Origin of the sequence: Brachybacterium sp. YJGR34 (genome assembly GCF_003347015.1) — a bacterium.
Lineage (GTDB): Bacteria > Actinomycetota > Actinomycetes > Actinomycetales > Dermabacteraceae > Brachybacterium.
In genome coordinates this window covers 273,022-292,156 of the sequence record NZ_PNFB01000001.1, presented here as the reverse complement: position 1 = coordinate 292,156, position 19,135 = coordinate 273,022, and the positions used below count along the sequence as shown (strand labels likewise).

Here is a 19,135-nt window from a genome sequence, read left to right as displayed (position 1 = left end):
GGGTCAGAGGAGCACCGAGTCCGGGATCATCCCGGCACCCCGGACGTCCCCCACCAGGCGCCGGTCGATCCGCTCACCCCGCCGCACGATCGTCAGCCCGCCGCGGGCCTCGAGGATCACCAGGTCCGCGTCGACCACGTGGTGCACGCCCTCGCGTCGCAGCTGCGTGAGCAGCAGCTCCTCGTGCATCCCCAGGTGCCGCAGCTGCCAGGCGAGCACGTGGCCGTGGACCATCACGACCGTCGGCCGCGGGCCCCGCAGGACGCGGCGGGCGGCGGTGATGTGGCGGCCACCCAGCGTGTGCTCGAGGACCATCAGGGTGCCGATCGCGACCAGTCCGCCCAGGAGGGTGGGCGAGTTGCCGAGGATCGACCGGGCGATGAGCGCCGCCAGCAGCGCCATCACCGCGACGCTGAGCACCGACGGGCTGCCGCTGAGGCGTGGCCCGGCGACCCGCAGGATGACGGTGAACAGCAGGTAGAGCACCACGCAGGAGATCAGCACGCCGAGCACTCCGGCCCACGAGATCCCGATCTGCCACCACAGTTCCTCCCAGAAGGTCATGGCTCCAGTCTCTCGCAGGCCGGTCGCCGGCCGTCGGTGCGGTCTCTCAGTGTGCGACGGTCGACTTCTCGGACCCGGCTCCCGTCATCGAGCGCACCTCCATCTCCGCCTGTTTGAGCTCATCGTGCTCCGAGGAGGTCACCGAGCCGAGCCAGCCGAGGAAGAAGCCCAGCGGCACCGAGATGATCGCGGGGTTGGTCAGCGGGAACCAGGCGAAGTCCGCGCCGGGGATCATCGCGGTCTCGGAGCCGGAGACCACCGGGGAGAAGGTGATGAGGATCAGGGCGCTGGCCAGGCCGCCGTAGATGCTCCACACGGAGCCGCGGGTGTTGAACCGCTTCCAGTACAGGGAGTACAGGATCGAGGGCAGGTTGGCGCTGGCCGCGATCGCGAAGGCGAGCGAGACGAGGAAGGCCACGTTCTGCTCCGCGGCGAGGATGCCGCCGACGATCGAGACGCCGCCGATCACGAGCGCGGTGCGCCGCGCGACGGCGACCTCCTTCTTCGGATCCGCCTCGCCACGCTTGATGACGCCATTGTAGATGTCGTGGGCGAAGGAGGCGGAGGCGGTGATGGTCAGCCCCGCGACCACCGCGAGGATGGTCGCGAAGGCGACCGCGGAGATGATGCCCATCAGCACGGTGCCGCCGACGGCGTAGGCGAGCGCGGGCGCCGCCGAGTTCGAGCCGCCCGGCAGGGTCGCGATGGTGTCCACCCCCACCAGGTATGCGGCGCCGAAGCCGAGCACCAGGGTGCACAGGTAGAAGAAGCCGATCAGGGCGATCGCCCAGACCACCGAGCGGCGCGCCTCCTTCGCGGTGGGCACCGTGTAGAAGCGCATCAGCACGTGCGGCAGCCCCGCCGCGCCGAAGACGAGCGCGATCGCAAGGGAGACGAAGCCCAGCTTGGTGGCGCCGGAGGTGCCGTACTGGAGCATCGGCTCGAGGATGGCCTCGCCCTCCGGGTGGGAGGCGACCGCCTGGCCGAGCACCGCGGAGACGCTGAAGCCGTTCAGGGCGAGGATCCAGATCGTGGTGACGCCCACGGCGGTGATCAGCAGGACCGCCTTGATGATCTGCACCCAGGTGGTGCCCTTCATCCCGCCGATCATGACGTAGGCGATCATCACCACGCCCACCACCGCGATGACGATCGACTGGCTGACACGGCCCTCGATCCCGATCAGCAGGGAGACCAGGGCCCCGGCGCCGGCCATCTGGGCGAGCAGGTAGAAGAAGGTGACCGCGAGCGTGGAGGTCGCGGCGGCGGTGCGCACGGGGCGCTGGCGCATGCGGAAGCTCAGGACGTCGGCCATCGTGTACTTGCCGGTGTTGCGCAGCGGCTCGGCGACCAGCAGCAGCGCCACCAGCCAGGCCACGAGGAAGCCGACGGAGTACAGCAGCCCGTCGTAGCCGTACAGCGCGACCGCGCCGACGATGCCGAGGAACGAGGCGGCGGAGAGGTAGTCGCCGGCGATGGCGATGCCGTTCTGGCGCCCGGAGAAGACGCGCCCGCCGTGGTAGAAGTCGCTCGCGCTGGTGGTGGTGCGCGACACGCGGATCACCACCACGAGGGTGACGATGACGAAGGCGAGGAAGATCGCGATGTTCAGGACCGGGTTGCCGAACTCCATCAGAGATCACCCTCCAGGTCGTGGCGGAGCTTCTCCGCGATCGGGTCCAGGGACCGGTTCGCGTGGCGGATGTACGCCCAGGTGATGAGGAAGGTCATGAGGAACTGGCTGAGACCGAGGAGGATCCCGACGTTCAGATAGCCGATGACGGGGATGGACATGAAGCCCTCGGCGAAGGTCGACAGCAGCACGTAGGCGAGGTACCAGACCAGGAAGGCGACGGTCATGGGGATCGCGAAGCCGCGGAAGGCGCGGCGCAGGCCCTGGAACTCCTCGGACCGCTGGACGGCGAGGAACTGCTCGGGGGTGGGTTCGCGGTGGGTGGGGACGGCATCCGGCGCGGGTCCGGGCGCTCCCTGAGGAGGGGAGGTCACGGGCACAACTCCTTCGTTCTGGCCTGTCGACCCGGGAAGGGTGGCCCCGGGACTCCGCCGACGGTAGCAGGAGTGACGGCGGCCATACGGGCGATTCCGGGAGCCGTGGCCTCCTGTCGGCGCGTCGCGACGGAGGGCCTCAGGGGGCCACGGTGGGATCCTGCCGCGGCGCATGGCGGGCGGCGAGATCCCGGCCTCGCTCGTGGAGCCTCCGGCGCAGCTCCGGAGGCTCGATCACCTCCACGCCGTCGACCGCGAGCAGCTGTGCGGCGGTGATCTCCAGGTTCTCCGCGCGCAGTGCGAGCTCCAGGCGCTGCCCACGGCGGGCCGCGGTCTCGAGCGCGCCCTGGACATCGACCCCGGGAAGAGCGGCCCTCAGCGGAGCGAGGGAGCCCTCCGGGATCGACAGGCGCACCGGCAGCGTCCTCACCGAGGACTCGAACTCCGCGCGGGAGCGATGCCAGTGCTCCCGGAGGGAGAACTCCGCAGGGCGGTGGGCCTGCTCCTCAAGCACCTGGGCCCCGACGATGCGGGAGAGACGGTAGGTGCGCGGACGCCCGCGGTGGGCGGCGACCAGATACCAGGTGTCGGTCTTCAGCACGAGTCCGAGGGGATCGACGAGTCGCCGGCGGGGAGGACGCTCGAGATCCGAGCGTGCATACCGGATCGCGAGGCGACGTCCCGATCGCACCGCACGAGCCACGTCGGGGAGCGCCGCCGGACGCTCCGGATCGCTGAACCACCGTTCGTTGTCCAGGACGAACCGCTCGTGGAGGAGATCCGTCCCGGCCCGATCGGCGGTGGGCACGCTGAGCATCTTCAGGCGCGCGGTCTCGTACTCCGTGAGCAGGCCCATGCCGTGGGCGCCGGTCTCGCCGAGCAGCAGCGCCTGGAGCTCGGTGGCGGTCATGCCGGTGATCGGGGACCTCCAGCCGTCGACCAGCCCCACGCCCCCGCCGGGGCCCGAGCGCGTCCAGACCGGCACTCCCATCTCGTGCAGTGCGGCGATGTCTCGCTGGATCGTGCGGGCGGTGACACCGTGCCGCTCCGCCAGCGCGGCCACGCTGGTGCGCGGGGCACGGCCGAGCTCCATGAGGAGCATCAGCATCCGCGAGGTGCGCACAGCGAGAGCGTATCGAATCGGCGACATGATCTGTCGCCGATCCCTGGGAGGCTCGGGGTCATCGATCATCACGCCGCACCCGCAGGAGGAGCACGCATGTCGCACGAACAGCCGCTGGAGGGCAGGATCGCCCTGGTCACCGGAGCCACGCGCGGCGCGGGCCGGGCGATCGCCCGCGAGCTCGCCGGTGCCGGCGCCGAGGTGTACTGCACCGGACGCTCGACCGACGACTCCCCCTCGGACTACGACCGCCGCGAGACGGTCGAGGAGACGGCCCGGCTCATCGCGGACGCCGGCGGACGCGCCCATGCGGTGGTCGTGGACCACCTCGACGTCGGTGCCGTCCGCGCCCTGGTCGAGCGGATCGACCGCGAGCAGGGGGCGCTCGACATCCTCGTCAACGACATCGGCGGGGAGGCCTACGTCCGCTTCGGGATCCCCCTGTGGGAGTACGACCTCGCCGAGGGTGCGAAGCTCTTCGACACCGGGTTCACCACTCACCTGCACACCAGCCACAGCGCGCTGCCTCTGCTGATCCGCCGCCCCGGCGGCCTCGTGATCGAGGTGACCGACGGGACCCGGGAGTACAACCGCACTCACTACCGCGAGACGGTCTTCCTCGATCTCACGAAGACGGCCGTGGACCGACTCGCCTACGCCCAGGGCCATGAGCTCGCACCCCACGGCGGGACGGCGCTCTCGGTCTCCCCCGGGTGGCTGCGCTCGGAGATGATGCTGGATGCCTTCGGCGTCTCCGAGGAGACCTGGCGCGAGGCCGCCGCCGCGAACCGCGGGACGGCCGATGCGATGCCGCCCTACGAGTTCGTGATCTCCGAGACGCCGACGATGCTCGCCCGCGGCCTCGTCGCGCTCGCGGCGGATCCGGAGCGATCGCGCTGGAACACACGATCGACCAGCTCCTTCGAGCTGGCCGAGCACTACGACGTCACGGACCTCGACGGATCCCGCCCCGATGCCTGGAGCTTCATCACGGCGATGGAGACCACCCCGGCCGCGGAGCTCGACGTCACGGAGTACCGGTGAGCCCCGGCCGCCGCCGACCGCTCAGCCGCTGAACCCTCCGGAGCCGGCCATGTCCTTGAACCGCGAGTAGTGCCCCTCGAAGGCGACCGGGATCGTCTTGGTGGCGCCGTTGCGGTGCTTGGCGATGATCAGGTCCGCCTCGCCGGCACGGGCGGACTCCTTCTCGTAGTAGTCCTCGCGGTGGATGAGGAGGATGAGGTCCGCGTCCTGCTCGATCGAGCCGGACTCGCGCAGGTCGCTCATCATCGGCGTCTTGTCGGTGCGCTGCTCGCTGCCACGGTTCAGCTGCGAGATCGCGATCACCGGCACCTCGATCTCCTTGGCCAGCAGCTTCAGCGCGCGCGAGAACTCCGAGACCTCCTGCTGGCGGGACTCGACCTTCTTGCCCGAGCTCATCAGCTGCAGGTAGTCGATCACCACGAGCTTGAGGTCGTGCTTCTGCTTGAGGCGGCGGCACTTCGCCCGGATCTCCATCAGGGACATGTTGGCGCTGTCGTCCATGAACAGCGGCGCATCCGCGATGCGGCTCATGGCGCGCGCCATCGCCTGCCAGTCGCGATCGTCCATCGAGCCGTCGCGCATGCGGTTCATCGGCACCTGCGACTCCGCGGAGAGCAGGCGCATGGTGATCTCGGTCTTGTCCATCTCCAGAGAGAAGATGACGCTGGCCATGCCGTTGTGGATCGAGGCGGAGCGCAGCACGTCCATGCCCAGGGTCGTCTTGCCCATGGCGGGGCGGCCGGCGAAGATGATCATCTGGCCGCCGTGGAGTCCCTGGGTGAGGTCGTCGAACTCGGCGAAGCCGGTGGGGACGCCGGTGACCTGGCCGCCACGGTTCTGGGTGGCCTCGATGGTGTTGAGGGTCTCGTCGATGACCTCCCCCAGCGGGACGAAGTCCTCGCTCGCGCCGCGCTCGGTGACCGCGTAGACCTGTGCCTGCGCCTCGTTGATGACCTCGTCGACCTCGCCGCCGTCGGCCGCGTAGCCGAGCTGGACGATGCGGGTGCCGGCCTCGACCAGGCGGCGCAGCTGGGCGCGCTCGACCACGATCTCGGCGTAGAAGCCGGCGTTGGCGGCGGTGGGGACCATGTCGATGAGGTCCGCGAGATAGGCGCCGCCGCCCACCCGGGCCAGCTCGCCGCGCTTGGAGAGCTCGTCGGAGACCGTGACCAGGTCAGCGGGCTCACCGCGGCCGTAGAGGTCGATGATCGCCTCGAAGATCATCTCGTGCGCGGGGCGATAGAAGTCGTTGCCCTGGAGGGTCTCGACGACATCGGCGATGGCGTCCTTGGACAGCATCATGCCGCCCAGCGCGCCGCGCTCGGCGGCGAGGTCCTGGGGAGGGGTGCGCTCCAGGCCGCGGTCGGGTCCGGCTTCGTAGGCTTCGGTGGATGTCACCGAACCAGTGTAGGAACCGCACCTGACGGTCGCGACGTGATGCCCCGCCCTTGCATGCTGATTGACGTTTCACCTACCGTGGCGGCACCGTTCCCCTGTCGGAAGGACCATCATGGCCCCCGCGCGCTCCACCGGACCCGTCCGAGACCTCGGACTGCTCATCGCCCGCGTCGTGCTCGGCGTGATCTTCACGGCCCACGGCTATCAGAAGGTGGTCCAGTTCGGCCTCGACGGTGTCACCGAGAGCTTCCGCGGCATGGGCGTGCCCGCGCCGGAGATCGTCGCCCCCGTCGTGGCCTATCTCGAGCTGGTGGGCGGGATCCTGCTGATCCTCGGGGCGTTCACCGCGATCGTCGGGATCGCGCTGGCGATCGACATGTTCGGTGCGGCGCTCCTCGTCCACCTGCCGCAGGGCCTGTTCATCGACGCCGGCGGCTGGGAGCTGGTGGGCGCCCTCGGCGCGGGCGCGCTCGCCCTGGCCGCCGTCGGCGCCGGGAGCTGGTCGGTGGACCGCGCCCTCTTCGGCCGGAGGTCCGCCGGCCGCCGCGCCGCGACGAGCTGAGCGCCGGCAGCCGGGTCAGACCGGCTGCGGCATCCCGAGCACGTAGGCGGCCTGGGCGAGGTGCTGGACGGCGTCGTCGACGATGCTCACCAGGCGCACGCCGCGGGTGACCGGCGGGTCCCACTGGGAGTCGACGACCTCGGCGAGATCGGCCGCGGTGAGGGTGCCCAGGTAGTCCTCGAGGGCCGCCAGCGCGGCGTCGACGTAGTCCAGCAGGGCGTCGCCGTCCTCCACGACGAGGCGGCGTGCCTGGGCGGAAGTGTGGCCGTAGCCCACCTCGTCCCCCGCCTCCCCGAGCGCGAGGAGGTCGCGGTGGCCCTGTGCGGTCCACACCTCCTCGGCGTCGCTCAGCGCGGCGAGCTGGACGTCGACCTCCCGCCCGGTGTGCCAGAGCAGCCAGGCCGGGGAGTTGTCGTGGCCGCCGGGATGAGCCCGGAGGGTCGCGGGATCGAGCCGGCCGCGCAGCCGCGCGGCCGCGTCGCGAGGGCGGGAGGCGAGGTCGAGGAGCAGATCAGGAGCATCCATGCGGCCGACGCTACCCGCTCAGTCGTCGATGATCACGCCCTCGGCCTGCTCGGGGTGGCGCTGGAGCCAGCTCTCGACGAAGGGGCAGATCACGAGCACCTGCAGAGAGGCCGCACGGGCCTCGGCGAGCACGGTGCGCACCAGCACCGAGGCGACGCCCTCGCCGCGATGCTCGGGATCGGTGACCGTGTGGACGAGCTCGATCCGCCGACGGCCGCGCTCGTAGATCACGATGCCGACGACCTGCCCGGACCGGACGGCCTCGTAGCGTCCGGCGACCGTGTTGTCCCGGACGGCGATCCGCTCCTCGGGGCCGTGCACGTGCTCGTCGACGTCGGGGGACATCCCGGGGCTCCTTCCGGCCGCTGGAGCCACCGTACGGCAGCCCCGGCACCCCTGTCAGGACCCGGCGCAGGTGCCGTCAGCCGGCCGCGAGACGCCGCAGCAGGGCCTCAGTGCGCGCGAGGTCGTCTCCGCGCCCCAGGCCCCGCCACCCCTCGCGGGCCCGCAGCGCGGCCGCCCGCGCCTCCTCGACCAGCCCGTGCTCGGCGAGCTGATGGGCATGACGGTCCTCGAGATAGGCGGTCCAGTAGCGGGCCCGCGCCGCGTGACCGGGCGGGCTCTCCTCCACGGCCTGCTGCGCGGACCGGCGACGCGCCTCCCACAGCGCCTCGTCCACCCCCTCGACACCCCGGAGCAGCGCGTCCCCCGTGGCGATGAACAGCCCCACCCGGGCATCGACCCGGTGATCCCAGAGGAACTCCACGGGCAGGCGGGGGCGGCCGACGTCCCGCCGGGTCCGGCGCTCGATCGCCCGCACGGACGCCGCCACGGTGTCCAGCCGGCCCAGGTCCAGGGCGCGGCGCATCGCCAGCGCGTTCGCCTCCAGCTCGGTCCGCATGAGCGGTCCCAGCGCGGCGGCGGGGGTCGCGAGGTCGTCCACGAGATGCCGAGCCTCCGCGGCCAGGCGCCGCAGCTCCACGAGCGCGGCGGCGCGGTCCCCGGTGCGCTCGTGCAGTCCCGCCCCCAGCCGTGCGGCCTCCATCAGCGCCCGGTGGTCGCGCTGGGCACGCGCGAGCGCGCGAGCCTGCTCGAGCGGGCCCTGCGCGGCCTCGACGCGTCCGGCGTGGACACGCTGCGCGGCGACGGCCAGCAGCGGCGCCGTGCGCAGATCGTCCCTCTCCACCGTGCGCTGGAGGGACGCGAGGCGGTCCGCGGTGTACCTGGCCTGCTCATGAGCACCGGCCGTCACCAGGGCCTGCAGCAGCGCGGTGATCAGGCCGACCCTCAGCGGCGGGTCCTCGATCCCGGGCAGGGCGTCGAGCGCCGCGAGGGCGTGCTGGACGGCCTGGTGCGGATGCTCGGCGCCCAGGGCGCGGGCCAGCACCGCATGGGCGGCGAGCTCGATCCGGGCCGGGTCCTCGCCGGGTGCGCCGGCCTCCGCCCCCTGCTGCTCGATCCGCTCGAGGGCGTCCAGGGCCGCCGTGGTGGCCCCCGTGCCGTCGCCGAGGCCCTCGAGCGACTGGGCGAGGCGCAGCAGCAGCTCCGCCTCCGGGTCCACCAGCAGGGCCCCACGCACGGCGGGCAGGGCGGCCAGCGCGGCCCGCAGGCGGGCCACGACGCCGCGCAGATCCGTCGCGGCCTGCCCGCTCCCCTCGCTCCCCAGCAGCCAGATCTGCTCGAGGGCACGGGTCACCAGGAGCATCTCGGGACCGGCCTGCGGGGCGCGGCCCCGGCGTCGTCCCTGCGCCGCCTCCGCCGACGGTCCGCCCGCGGGCGGACGATCGGCCAGGAGCACCTCGACGACGGCGGCCGCCTGCTCGGGGCGGCCGCTGCGGCGGAGCAGGGAGACGATGTCCGCCGCGTCGTGCCGGACCCCGTCCTCCTCGGCGAGCAGGAGCGCGCCGTGCAGGGCGGCGCGCAGCAGGGCGAGGCGATCAGGCGGGTCCGCGGGCAGCGTGCGGAACGCCTCGGCGAGCGCTCGCGCCTCGCGGTGCCGCCCGGAGTGCACGAGATCCCTCACCCTGCCGGCGGCCTCGCGCACGTCGCGGGGGCGGCGAAGGGGCAGCTCCGCCGGGCGCAGCACCACGCGGAGCCGGTCGAGATCCGGCAGATCGGCCCCGTCGGCAGCGCCCCGAGCCTCCGGGAGCGAGGCGGCGCCGGAGAAGATCACACGCGAGAACGTATCAAGCGCCGCCTGAGCACCTCACGACCGCCGTGGCTCCGTACAATGGCGAGGGCCCGCCCGGGCGGCGCACGAACGGCGCCCCTCCCGGCCGCACGGCCCCGGACCGGACGACGATCCCGGAAGAAGAGGTGAGAGGTGACCGCGGACCTGGCAGGGAGCCACTGCTCCGCTGTTCGCGACCCCGCACCCGGGGACGCCGGGACCCCGAGCCCGGCCGGTGAGCGCTTCGCCGGGCACCTCCACCTCGACGCGACGATCACGCCGGTGCTGCGCACCGAGGTCGACGTCGCCGCCTACGTGCGCCGCGGCAGCTCGCGCCTGGCCGTGGACACCGCGCGCCTGGCCGCCCAGGAGCAACCGGCCGAGGACGTGCTCCTCGCCCTCGGCGTGCTGCAGCGCCTGGAGTCCTCGGCCCTCGCGGAGTCGCGGGCGATGCTCGCCACCCCCACCGGCAACGAGGCCCGCATCACCGCCTTCCTCGCGACCTGGATGGTGGACCGCTACTGGCAGGCCCGCGCCCTGCGGGACGTGCTCACCGGCGACCACCCCGAGTCCCGCCCGCTCCCCCGCCATCGCGTCGGCCCCCTGGGCACCTTGCGCCGGATCCACGTGGATCGCGTCCAGCCGCTGGTGACCCCGCTGTGGATCGGTCTGGCCGGCGAGGCCGTCGCGGCGGGCCACATGGCCCGCATGGCGATCCAGGAGGCCTCCCTGCAGATCATGCTCCGCGCCCTCGCCCGCCGGCTGGACGGGGAGGCCGCGCACGCCGTGCACCGCGTCGTCGCCCGCCACGACGCCGCGACCCGGTTCTTCACCGCCGAGGCGATCGGTCGCATCACGCGCTCGCGGCGGGAGGCCGCCACCGCCCGCCTCCTGCTCTCGCTGGACTCGCCGCTGGACGGCGGCGGCATCGTCGACGCCGACCTGCGCCCCGCGCTCGCGGTCCTCGGCGCCGACGTCCGCGACCGCGCGGCGCTCCGGCGGGCCCGGTACGAGATCACGAGGCTGCTGCCCGGCCCCGATCTCCCGGACCCGTACCTGCTCGCCCTTCCCGGCCCAGGAGTGTGACATGGCCTTCGACCTCGACCAGTTCGCGCAGACCTCGGTCCCCGTCCAGTACGAGGACCTCGACTTCGACGTCTTCGAGTCCCAGCCGCTGGACGCCCAGACCCTGCGCTCGCTGCGCTACATGTGCGACGTCGAGTACCACACCTCCTGCTTCCTGCGGGACCTGCTGGTCACCCCCTCCCATCGCGAGGAGAGCGCCGGCGGGTTCATGACCATGTGGAACCGCGAGGAGTTCTGGCACGGCGAGGCGCTCGCGGCCGTGCTGGCCCGGCACGGGATCATCGTCGACTACGACGAGATCAAGGCCAAGCGCCTCAAGCTGGGCTGGGTGGGGGCGCTCGGCCCGCTCAAGCAGTCCGTGCTCTCCAACCTCGCCGGCAAGGACTTCGTGGCCGTGCACATGGTGTGGGGCGCCGCCAACGAGCTCTCCGCGGTCGCGGCCTACCGTCGGCTCTCCGCGATGACCGATCACCCGGTGCTCTCGCCGCTGCTGCGGCGCATCGCCCAGCAGGAGACCCGGCACGTCGCCTTCTACACCACCCAGGGCCGCGAGCGGCTCGAGGCCTCCGAGGCCGCCCAGAAGATCGTGCGGCTGGTCATGTCCCGGGTGTGGAAGCCCGTGGGCAGCGGGATGATGGAGGAGTCCGAGGTCCTCCACGTCATGAGCCACCTCTTCGCCGGGAAGGCCGGGGAGCTGGACAAGCTCGACAAGCGGGTCCAGAAGCTGCCCGGGCTGGACGGCCTGACCATCTTCCGCAATGCCTTCGCCCGCCTCGGGGTGCCCGCCTGACGCCTCCCTGACCTGGGGTTCACCTCTCTGAGAATCCCCTCATCGACGGCTCATCGCGACTTCATCCCCACGGAGTTCACTGCTTCTCGTACGGCACGGACCGCCCCGGTCCTGCCCGAGACAGACACTCCCGAGGAGTCCCCCGATGACGATCGTGAACCGCGAACCCGCCGCCGTCGCCGCCCCCGCCCCCGCCGTCGATGCGGCCCGCAGCCGCGAGGTCCGCTCCCGCCTCGAGCGGGCCAAGCACGCCTTCTCGACCCGCACCGTCGGCGCCTTCCTGCGCCGCGCCGAGGGCGTGGACCTCATCACCGAGGACCACACCCCGCAGCCCGGCGAGGTGCTGCTGGCGCGGGTCACCTCGATCGGCCAGCACAAGCGGCTCGAGAGCCCCGTCTCGCGCCGGCAGATCCTCTTCGAGGGCGACGAGATCGTCGTCGCCTACGGCAGCCGCTACGCCGCCGACCAGTTCCTCGCGATGATCCCCGAGGACCTCGGCCCTCTCCACCTCGCGGCCGCCGGCGGCCTCGCCTCCCGGGTGGTCGACCAGCACGCCGCGGTCTCCTCCCCCACCGCCCTCGAGGTGATCGGGGTGCTCCGCGACGAGCAGGGCCCCGTGACCCTCGCCCGCGCCGCCGCGCACCCCGTGGTCACCGGGATCACCGCCCGAGCGCACCGCCCCGCGCACGAGGTCCCCGTGATCGCCGTGCTCGGCACCTCCATGAACTCCGGCAAGTCCACGGTCCTCGCGCACCTCGCCCACGGCCTGGCCGCGGCAGGGCTGCGCGTGGCCGCCGGCAAGGCCACCGGCACCGGCGCGGGCAATGACTACAACCTCTTCCTCGACGCCGGCGCGCACCGCGTGCTGGACTTCACCGACTTCGGCTACTCCTCGACCTTCCAGGTCGGGTTCGAGGAGGTGCGCGACCTGTTCCTCTCGATGGCCGATGAGCTCGCCGGCGGTGCGGAGCGGCCCGACGTGGTCCTGCTCGAGGTCGCCGACGGCCTCTACCAGGGCGAGACCTCCCGTCTGCTCGGCGAGGCGGAGTTCGGCCGCGTGGTGGACGGCATCCTGTTCGCCGCGGGCGACGCCCTCGGGGCCGTCGGGGGCGTGGGCGCCCTGGGCGCGCTGGGCCGGGAGCCCGCCGCGGTCTCCGGGGTGCTCACCAGCTCGCCGCTGGCCACTGCCGAGGCCCGCCGTGCCCTCGAGGTGCCCGTCGTGCCGACCGACGAGCTCGGCACCGCCGAGGTGGCCCGGGAGCTGGTGACCGCTCTGCTGGAGAGGTCGGTGACCGATGCCGCGTGATCGCGAGCCGGTCCAGCTGGCCAACGGTCTGCTGAAGAACGCCCCGCCGCTCCCCCCGCTGCTGCGCGGGAAGCGGCGGGTCTGGCTGGGACTGCTGGTCCTGCTGGGCCTCGGACAGGCCGGCCTGGGCGCGCTCTCCGCCTGGGCCCTGGTCCAGCTGCGCGCCGCGCCGGCCGGTGCCTCCGAGCTCCTGCTGCGCGCCCTGCTGCTGCTGGTCCTCGCCGCGCTCGCGATCGGGGCGCTGAAGATCCACGAGCGGGTGATCGCCGAGAAGCTGGGCCAGGACTACGTCCACCAGCTGCGTCTGACGCTGCTGGGCGATGCGCTCACGCCCGGGCACTCCACCTCGCTGGGGGTGACCGTCGCCCGCACCACCAACGACCTCTCCGGGGTGCGCAACTGGGTCTCCCAGGGCATCGCCCCGCTGACCGTCGCGGTGCCGCTGATCGGCGGCAGCCTGGTCACCCTCGCGGTGCTCAGCCCCTTCCTGGCCCTCGCGATGGCGCTGCCGCTGCTGGTGCTGGGGCTGTGCCTGCTGTTCTGGGCGCGCACCGCGCTGATCAAGACGCGCCGGATGCGCCGCACCCGCGGCAAGCTCGCCTCCCGCATCGCGGACACCGTCACCGCCTCGGACGGCATCCTCGCCTCCGGCGGCACCAAGCGCGAGCTGCGCAACATCGCCGAGGCCTCCGACTCCCTGGTGGAGATCGCCGTGGACCGCGCCGAGACCGTGGGCACCATCCGCGCCGGCGGCATCGTCGCCTCCACTCTGACCACCCTCCTGGTCGCCGCCACCGGCACCTATCTGGGGCTCGATGCGGGTCTGATCATGGCCGCGATGGCCGTGGCCGGGATCGCCTCCACCCCGGTGCTGGAGATCGGCCGGATCGTCGAGTACCGCCAGACCTACCGCTCCGCCCGGATGGTGCTGGGCCCCGCGATCGCGGGCGCCCAGCAGCGCCGCCGCGAGGCGAAGGAGCGTCGCCGTCTCTCCGCCGCGGCGCCGGCCCCGCGCGAGGTGGCCGACGGATCCGTGGCCGTGCATCTGGCCCTTCCCGGGCTCACCGATCCCGCCGCACCACTGCGTCTGCGTCCCCGGGAGCGCGTGCGCGTGAGCTGCGATGATCCGCTGGCCCCCCAGGAGCTGCTGCGGCGCGTGCTGGAGCTCTCCCCGGGCCCGTCCGTCCGGGAGCCCGATGCGCTGTGGATCGCCGGGGAGAACCTGCGGGCCGTCTCCTCCAAGCGCGGCCGGGTGCTGGTGGGCTCCGCGAGCGCCGGGACCGTCTTCGAGCGAGGCACCGTCGCCCGCGCGCTCCACTACCGGCGACCTGACCTCGACGCCGCGCACGACCAGGAGATCCTGGATCTGGTGGGCCTGGACCTCACGACGCTGCCGCGCGGTGCGCGCACCACCCTCCGCCGGGGCGGCGATCCGCTGAGCCGTTCGGAGCGGGCGCGCCTGGCCCTGGCTCGCGCGCTGTACGGCACCCCACCGCTGCTGCTCCTGGACGGCCTCGAGGGAGACCTCGACGACGGGGGCCGACGGATGCTCGAGCGGGTGCTGGACACGTATCCCGGAGTGGTCGTCATGGTGGGCTCCGCCGATCTCGCCGCCCGGATCGGTGCCCGCGAGCACGTGCTCCCCGCCCCGTCCGCGGAGGACGCCCAGGACCTGTCCGTGACGGTCGGCTCCGGCGCCCTGGCCCGTCGCAGTGCGCGGGTCCGCGAGGACGCCGACGACGAGTGACCCGGTCCGGGAACGCGGCAGGCATCGAACCGCTGCATCTCCCCGGATCGCGCAGGCACGTCTCCGCGGCACACCTGACCTCCGCATCCCCACCGGGGCGGCGCTGGGCTGGCCGCGGGCAGAGCCTCGGGCGTCACCCGCGCCGCTATCCGAGCTCATACCGACACGCCTGACATCAGCGCCCCACCGGAGCAACACCGGGCAGGCCAAGGGCAGAACCACGGACGTCACCTGTGCCGATATCCGGGCTCATACCGACACACCTGACCTCAGCGCCCCACCGGAGCAACACCGGGCAGGCCAAGGACAAAACCACGGACGTCACCCGTGCCGCTATCAGGCCCCATACCGACACACCTGACCTCAGCGCCTCGAGACAGAGCGGGCGGGGTGCGCGGGGCCCACCCCGAGGTGAGCACACTCGTGGCGGGGGGGGCGCGGGGCGTCGGGGGCCGACTCAGCGACGGCTGGCCGCCTCAGTCGTCGTCATCGTCATCGCCGTCGTCATCGTCGTCATCGTCGTCATCGCACTCCCAGCCGTCGTCGTCCCATTCGCAGGCGCCGGCAGGCTGGGGCGGGGTGGAGCCGGATCCCCCGCCGGAGGACTCACCCGAAGAGGATCCGCCCGACGAGGACCCTCCCGACGAGGATCCACCGGAGGACGACCCGCCCGAGGACGATCCGCCGGACGACGACCCGCCGGACGAGGAACCCCCCGAGGAGTCGCCGGAGGACGATCCCGAGCCGCCGCTCGCGGCGCGCGGGGCCGGGTCCGCGGCAGGCTCGGGGGTGGGAGTGGGCGTGGGCGACGGGACCGTCCGCATGGCGGCGGCGCCGGAGTCGGAGTCGAGGCCGGCCCCGGCGTCCGCGGCCGCGGTGTGCTCGGGCAGCGCGACGGCTGTCCCCTCCTCGGCCGCTCCGGCCCCGGAGGCATCTGCCGGCGGCACAGCTCTCCCGGCGCCGCCTCGCGCGGCGGCCTCGCCGCCGGCGTCGGACGGTCCGCCCACGGTGATGCCCGGCTGAACCGTGGGAACGTCCTCGACGGTGGGGAGCAGGGCGAGGCCCACCGCGGCGAGCGCGACCGCCACGATGATCACCAGGGTCCTCATCGTCTTCATGCCGGGCATCCTCGACGGGGGCGATGAGATGCCGGTGAACCATTCATGAGAGGCCTCTCATGAACGCCGCGACCTGTGCAGATGCCACTCAGGAGGCCGGATCGACCATCTTGTAGCCCGCCCCGCGGACGGTGACGATGCGGGCCGCGCCGAGCTTGGAGCGGAGGTAGCCCACGTAGACGTCGACCACGTTCGAGGCGCCGTCGTAGTCGTAGCCCCACACCTTGGACAGCAGCAGGTCCCGGGTGAGGATCTGCCCGGGGTTCTCCAGGAACACGCGGGCCATGGTGAACTCTCGGCCCGAGAGCTCCACCTGGCGCTCCTGCTCCTCCCCCGTGCAGGTCGCCACGCGGGTGCGCAGGTCCAGGGAGAGATCGCCCAGCTCGAGCACGTCGCTGCTCACGGTGCCGGCGCCGGAGGAGGCCTCGCGGGCGCGCAGCTTGACCCGGGCCAGCAGCTCCTCGAAGCGGAAGGGCTTGGCGATGTAGTCGTTGGCGCCGCCCTCGAGCCCCTGCACGGTGTCCTCCACGCCCGTGCGGGCGGTGACCATGAGGATCGGGATCTGGACATCCATCGACCGCAGGGTCCGGAGCACCTGGAAGCCGTCCATGCGGGGCAGCCCCACGTCGAGGATCAGCAGATCGAACTCGCCGCTCGAGGCCAGGTCGAGGGCCCCGATGCCGTCCTCGACGACGGTCGACGCGTACCCATGGGCCTTGAGCCCCCGCTCCATGAACCGCGCGATCCGCGCCTCGTCCTCCGCGATGAGGATCCTCATCCGTCGCCTCTCCCCGTCCTGGTGCCGTGTCCGTCCCGACCCCCTCCAGTATGTCCTGCCGTGCCGCGCCCGGAGGCATCGTCCGCAGCGTCGCTGGCCTCGTCGTCGGCCGACGACGCGGTGCTGGACTGCGGGAACACGATCGTGAAGGTGGAGCCGCGCCCCGGCGCCGAGAGCACGCGGACCACGCCGCCGTGGCCCTCGGCGATCGCGAGCACGATGGGCAGGCCCAGCCCCGAGCCGGAGCCGCGGTCCCCGTCGACGCGGGTGAAGCGCTCGAAGATGCGGCGCTGGTCCTCGATCGCGATGCCCACCCCCTCGTCCTGGACGCTCACGTGGATCTCCGGACCGTCGGGGCCGGAGACCCGGTCCACGCCCATGCGGATGACGCTGCCCTCGTCGCTGTAGCGCACGGCGTTCGCCGCGAGCTGGACCACGGCCTGCGTGAGGCGCTGCTCGTCGGCGTCGGCGACGGCGTCCACCGTGCGGTCCAGGATCCACTCGCGCTCGGCGATGTGGGTCAGGCGCGCGAAGGCCGAGCGCGCGAACTCCTCGAGCTCCAGCGGCCGGCGGCGCACGTAGTCGGGGCGGGTGGACGCGGCGAGCTCGGAGAGGTCGCCGACGACGCGCCCCATCCGGTCCAGCTCGTCGACCGCGATGTCCCGGGACTCCCGCACGTCCTCGGGGTCCTCGACATCGGTGGTCTCCAGGGTGCCGCGCACGATGGTCAGCGGGGTGCGCAGCTCGTGGCCGACGTCGCTCATGAAGCGGCGCTGCTCCGCGAAGCCCTCCTGGATCCGGGCCAGCATGCGGTTGAAGTTCTGGGCCAGCGCCGCGATGTCGTCCTTCCCGGCGGGGACCGGCACCCGTCGCTCGAGGTCCGCGGCGGTGATCTGCGCGGTCGCGACGCGGAGGTCCTCGAGCGGGCGCAGCAGTCGCCCCGTGACCACGTACCCCACCCAGCCCGCGACCAGCAGCGTGACCATCGAGAGCACCGCGAAGGTGAGGGCGCTGCGCCAGATGTCCCGCTTCTGGGCCCCGATGTCGTTGGCGACCACGAAGATGCCCTCGGTGTCGTCGTCGGCGACGGCGACGGAAGCGATCAGGACCCTCAGCTCCCGGCCGTAGGCGTCCATCGTGACGGTGACCGTGCCGCCCGGCTGATGGACCGCGAGGATCTCCTCGAGCAGCGCCTCGGCCTCCGCGGAGCCCTCGGGGAGCAGCTCGAAGTCCTGCTGGGTGGGCTTGTACCCCCTCTCGCCGTCGATGATCGCGACCACGGCCTCGTAGTCGGAGGGGGCCGCGGACTCCGTGGCCCGCAGCAGCAGGGCGTCGACGGTGGTGTGGGTGAGGGAGCCGTCGTCCTCGGTGCTCTGGGCGATGAGGTCGAGCTCGTCGTACTCCTGGAGGAGCTCGGCGTCCACCCGCTGCTCGAGAGCGCGGAACTGCACCGCATAGGTGAGCACCCCGGTGACGGCCAGACCCACGGCCATGAAGGCGAGCATCGTGGCGAGCATCCGGGTGCGGACGGTGCGCCCCCGCGCGGTGCCCGCACGCTCGCCGCGCTCTGCCGTCCTCATGGAGCGCATCGTAGGGGACGGACCTGCGCCGGCTCCTCGGCGCGGCGGCGGAGGGTCCGGGCCGGGGCCGCGGCATCCCCCGCCGCGAAATTTTGGACAATGCGGTATAAACTGGACATACTGGGCAGATGACGATCCCCGTGCGGACGGTGCTGGTGGCGCACCCCGACGCCGAGCTCGGCGACCTCGCCGCCGGGCTCCTCCACAGCGTCCTCGCCCTGCGCGCGGCGCGCTGCCGCGTGGTCGTCGCCCTCCCGTCGGCGGGCCCGCTGGTGGCGGGGTTGCGCCGGACCGGCGCCGAGGTGCTGATCGTGCCCATGGTCCTGCTGCGCCGGGAGCTGCGCTGGTCGGCGCTCGTGGGCGGAGCGCCCTGGGGCTTCGTCGGCGCCTGGCGGACCGTGACCCGGGTGCGGCCGGACACCGTGTACGTCTCCACCGCGGCGATCCCCCAGTGGCCCCTCGTCGCCCGGCTGCGCCGGATCCCCACCGTCAGTCATCTGCGCGCTCCGCAGCCGACGGCGAGCCGGATGGTCGGACGGCTGACCCTGCGGGCGCACCTCGCCTCCCGGCACACGCTGGTCGGCGGCGGGGCCGATCTGGAGTTGCTCCGCGACATGCTCCCGGCCCTGGCGCGCCGCGCCGAGATCGTCCCCGCGGCCGTGCCCTCCCCGCCGAGCCCGCTCCCGCCCCGCGAACCGCTCGAGGGCGCCCTGCGGATCCTCTATCTGGGGCCCATCACCCCGCGGCGCGGCGCCGATCTCACGATCGAGGCGGCCGCCCTGCTGTGCCGCGGCGGGAGGCGCGCGCAGGTCACGCTGGTGGGCAGGATCGGCACCGACCAGGGATGGTTCGCGGAGCAGCTCCGCGACCAGGCCGCCGAGGCCGAGGTGGAGGTCGAGCTCCTCGACGCGGGGGCCGAGGCGGCGCGCGAGCGCTGGGACCACCTGGCCCGGGCCGATGTGCTGCTGGTCCCCACCCGGCACGGGGAGGAGGACCTCGCCGCCGTCGAGGGGGTCCTCTCCCTGCGCCCCGTGATCGCCAGCGACACCGCGGCGCTGCGCGAGGCGGTGGGCGAGCACCGGACGGCCCGCCTGGTGCGGCCCGACGACGCCGCGGAGATCGCGCGCGCGCTCGAGCATCTCCTCGAGCACTGGCCCGAGATCATCGCGGAGCTGCCGGCGAGCCGTGACCGCGCCCGGCGCCGGCACGACCCGGACCGGTTCCACGCGGCCATCGCCCGGGCCTGCGGCGCCCCGCCGTCGTGAGACGCCCCGCCCGCTGAGGGCGCCCCGCGCAGCCGCGGACCCCGGGGGCACCCTCGAGCCCGATGGCGCCGG

At 73.0% G+C, this 19,135-nt stretch carries 18 protein-coding genes; 7 read left to right on the top strand and 11 right to left on the bottom strand.

All coding sequences use genetic code 11. The features are described 5' to 3' along the window. Nucleotides 1-3: 3 nt before the first annotated feature. The 4 genes from CXH06_RS01230 to CXH06_RS01215 all read right to left on the bottom strand — a co-directional run bounded on the left by CXH06_RS01230 (nucleotide 4) and on the right by CXH06_RS01215 (nucleotide 3,694). Nucleotides 4-564: a DUF421 domain-containing protein gene (locus CXH06_RS01230; RefSeq protein ID WP_114853320.1), complete on the bottom strand. Its 561-nt coding sequence runs from the start codon at nucleotides 562-564 to the stop codon at nucleotides 4-6. Nucleotides 565-610: 46 nt separating this feature from the next. Next, nucleotides 611-2,197, bottom strand: a complete 1,587-nt coding sequence (locus CXH06_RS01225; protein ID WP_114853319.1) for a cation acetate symporter — start codon at nucleotides 2,195-2,197, stop codon at nucleotides 611-613. Further along, entirely contained in the window at nucleotides 2,197-2,571 is a 375-nt protein-coding gene (locus tag CXH06_RS01220; RefSeq protein WP_114853318.1) for a DUF485 domain-containing protein, read from the bottom strand. The genes CXH06_RS01225 and CXH06_RS01220 overlap by 1 nt, the downstream gene beginning before the upstream one ends. A gap of 139 nt (nucleotides 2,572-2,710) precedes the next feature. After that, nucleotides 2,711-3,694: a YafY family protein gene (locus CXH06_RS01215; protein ID WP_198683983.1), complete on the bottom strand. Its 984-nt coding sequence runs from the start codon at nucleotides 3,692-3,694 to the stop codon at nucleotides 2,711-2,713. 96 nt (nucleotides 3,695-3,790) lie between these two features. Between CXH06_RS01215 and CXH06_RS01210 the strand changes: the two genes are divergently transcribed. Continuing rightward, entirely contained in the window at nucleotides 3,791-4,738 is a 948-nt protein-coding gene (locus CXH06_RS01210; RefSeq protein ID WP_114853316.1) for an SDR family oxidoreductase, read from the top strand. 21 nt (nucleotides 4,739-4,759) lie between these two features. On the opposite strand, the gene dnaB is transcribed toward CXH06_RS01210, so the two are convergent. Beyond that, on the bottom strand, nucleotides 4,760-6,136 hold the full coding sequence (gene dnaB, locus CXH06_RS01205; protein WP_114853315.1) for a replicative DNA helicase: 1,377 nt from the start codon (nucleotides 6,134-6,136) through the stop codon (nucleotides 4,760-4,762). A 112-nt stretch (nucleotides 6,137-6,248) separates the two neighbouring features. Here dnaB and CXH06_RS01200 point away from each other — a divergent pair, with 112 nt between their 5' ends. Continuing rightward, nucleotides 6,249-6,698, top strand: coding sequence for a DoxX family protein (locus CXH06_RS01200; protein ID WP_114853314.1), 450 nt, complete (start codon nucleotides 6,249-6,251; stop codon nucleotides 6,696-6,698). A 15-nt stretch (nucleotides 6,699-6,713) separates the two neighbouring features. On the opposite strand, the gene CXH06_RS01195 is transcribed toward CXH06_RS01200, so the two are convergent. From CXH06_RS01195 to CXH06_RS01185, 3 genes are all read right to left on the bottom strand, one after another. After that, the gene (locus CXH06_RS01195) at nucleotides 6,714-7,223 is read right to left on the bottom strand and encodes a DinB family protein (RefSeq protein WP_114853313.1); all 510 of its coding nucleotides are present in this window, start codon (nucleotides 7,221-7,223) and stop codon (nucleotides 6,714-6,716) included. An 18-nt stretch (nucleotides 7,224-7,241) separates the two neighbouring features. Beyond that, nucleotides 7,242-7,568, bottom strand: coding sequence for a GNAT family N-acetyltransferase (locus CXH06_RS01190; protein ID WP_114853312.1), 327 nt, complete (start codon nucleotides 7,566-7,568; stop codon nucleotides 7,242-7,244). 76 nt (nucleotides 7,569-7,644) lie between these two features. Continuing rightward, entirely contained in the window at nucleotides 7,645-9,396 is a 1,752-nt protein-coding gene (locus tag CXH06_RS01185; RefSeq protein WP_232820140.1) for a hypothetical protein, read from the bottom strand. Between the two features lie 150 nt (nucleotides 9,397-9,546). Between CXH06_RS01185 and CXH06_RS01180 the strand changes: the two genes are divergently transcribed. The 4 genes from CXH06_RS01180 to CXH06_RS01165 all read left to right on the top strand — a co-directional run bounded on the left by CXH06_RS01180 (nucleotide 9,547) and on the right by CXH06_RS01165 (nucleotide 14,322). Further along, nucleotides 9,547-10,479, top strand: a complete 933-nt coding sequence (locus tag CXH06_RS01180) for a hypothetical protein (RefSeq protein WP_232820139.1) — start codon at nucleotides 9,547-9,549, stop codon at nucleotides 10,477-10,479. A gap of 1 nt (nucleotide 10,480) precedes the next feature. Then, nucleotides 10,481-11,269 carry a ferritin-like domain-containing protein gene (locus CXH06_RS01175; protein ID WP_114853311.1) on the top strand — a complete coding sequence of 263 codons (789 nt, stop codon included), beginning with the start codon at nucleotides 10,481-10,483 and terminating at the stop codon, nucleotides 11,267-11,269. A gap of 145 nt (nucleotides 11,270-11,414) precedes the next feature. Continuing rightward, entirely contained in the window at nucleotides 11,415-12,575 is a 1,161-nt protein-coding gene (locus CXH06_RS01170; protein WP_114853310.1) for a DUF1611 domain-containing protein, read from the top strand. Further along, on the top strand, nucleotides 12,565-14,322 hold the full coding sequence (locus CXH06_RS01165) for an ABC transporter transmembrane domain-containing protein (protein WP_114853309.1): 1,758 nt from the start codon (nucleotides 12,565-12,567) through the stop codon (nucleotides 14,320-14,322). Before CXH06_RS01170 ends, CXH06_RS01165 begins: the two co-directional genes overlap by 11 nt. Before the next feature lie 476 nt (nucleotides 14,323-14,798). Here CXH06_RS01165 and CXH06_RS01160 read toward each other — a convergent pair whose 3' ends face one another. The 3 genes from CXH06_RS01160 to CXH06_RS01150 form a co-directional block, all read right to left on the bottom strand. Then, nucleotides 14,799-15,440, bottom strand: a complete 642-nt coding sequence (locus CXH06_RS01160) for a hypothetical protein (protein ID WP_114853308.1) — start codon at nucleotides 15,438-15,440, stop codon at nucleotides 14,799-14,801. 88 nt (nucleotides 15,441-15,528) lie between these two features. After that, nucleotides 15,529-16,218 (bottom strand): response regulator transcription factor, encoded by a 690-nt coding sequence (locus CXH06_RS01155; protein WP_114853307.1) that lies wholly within the window; start codon nucleotides 16,216-16,218, stop codon nucleotides 15,529-15,531. Continuing rightward, a complete protein-coding gene (locus tag CXH06_RS01150; protein WP_114853462.1) occupies nucleotides 16,215-17,798 on the bottom strand; it encodes a cell wall metabolism sensor histidine kinase WalK in 1,584 nt (527 codons plus the stop codon). The genes CXH06_RS01155 and CXH06_RS01150 overlap by 4 nt, the downstream gene beginning before the upstream one ends. A gap of 128 nt (nucleotides 17,799-17,926) precedes the next feature. On the opposite strand from CXH06_RS01150, the gene CXH06_RS01145 reads away from it, so the two are divergent. Then, nucleotides 17,927-19,063, top strand: coding sequence for a glycosyltransferase family 4 protein (locus tag CXH06_RS01145; protein WP_114853306.1), 1,137 nt, complete (start codon nucleotides 17,927-17,929; stop codon nucleotides 19,061-19,063). Nucleotides 19,064-19,135: the final 72 nt, after the last annotated feature.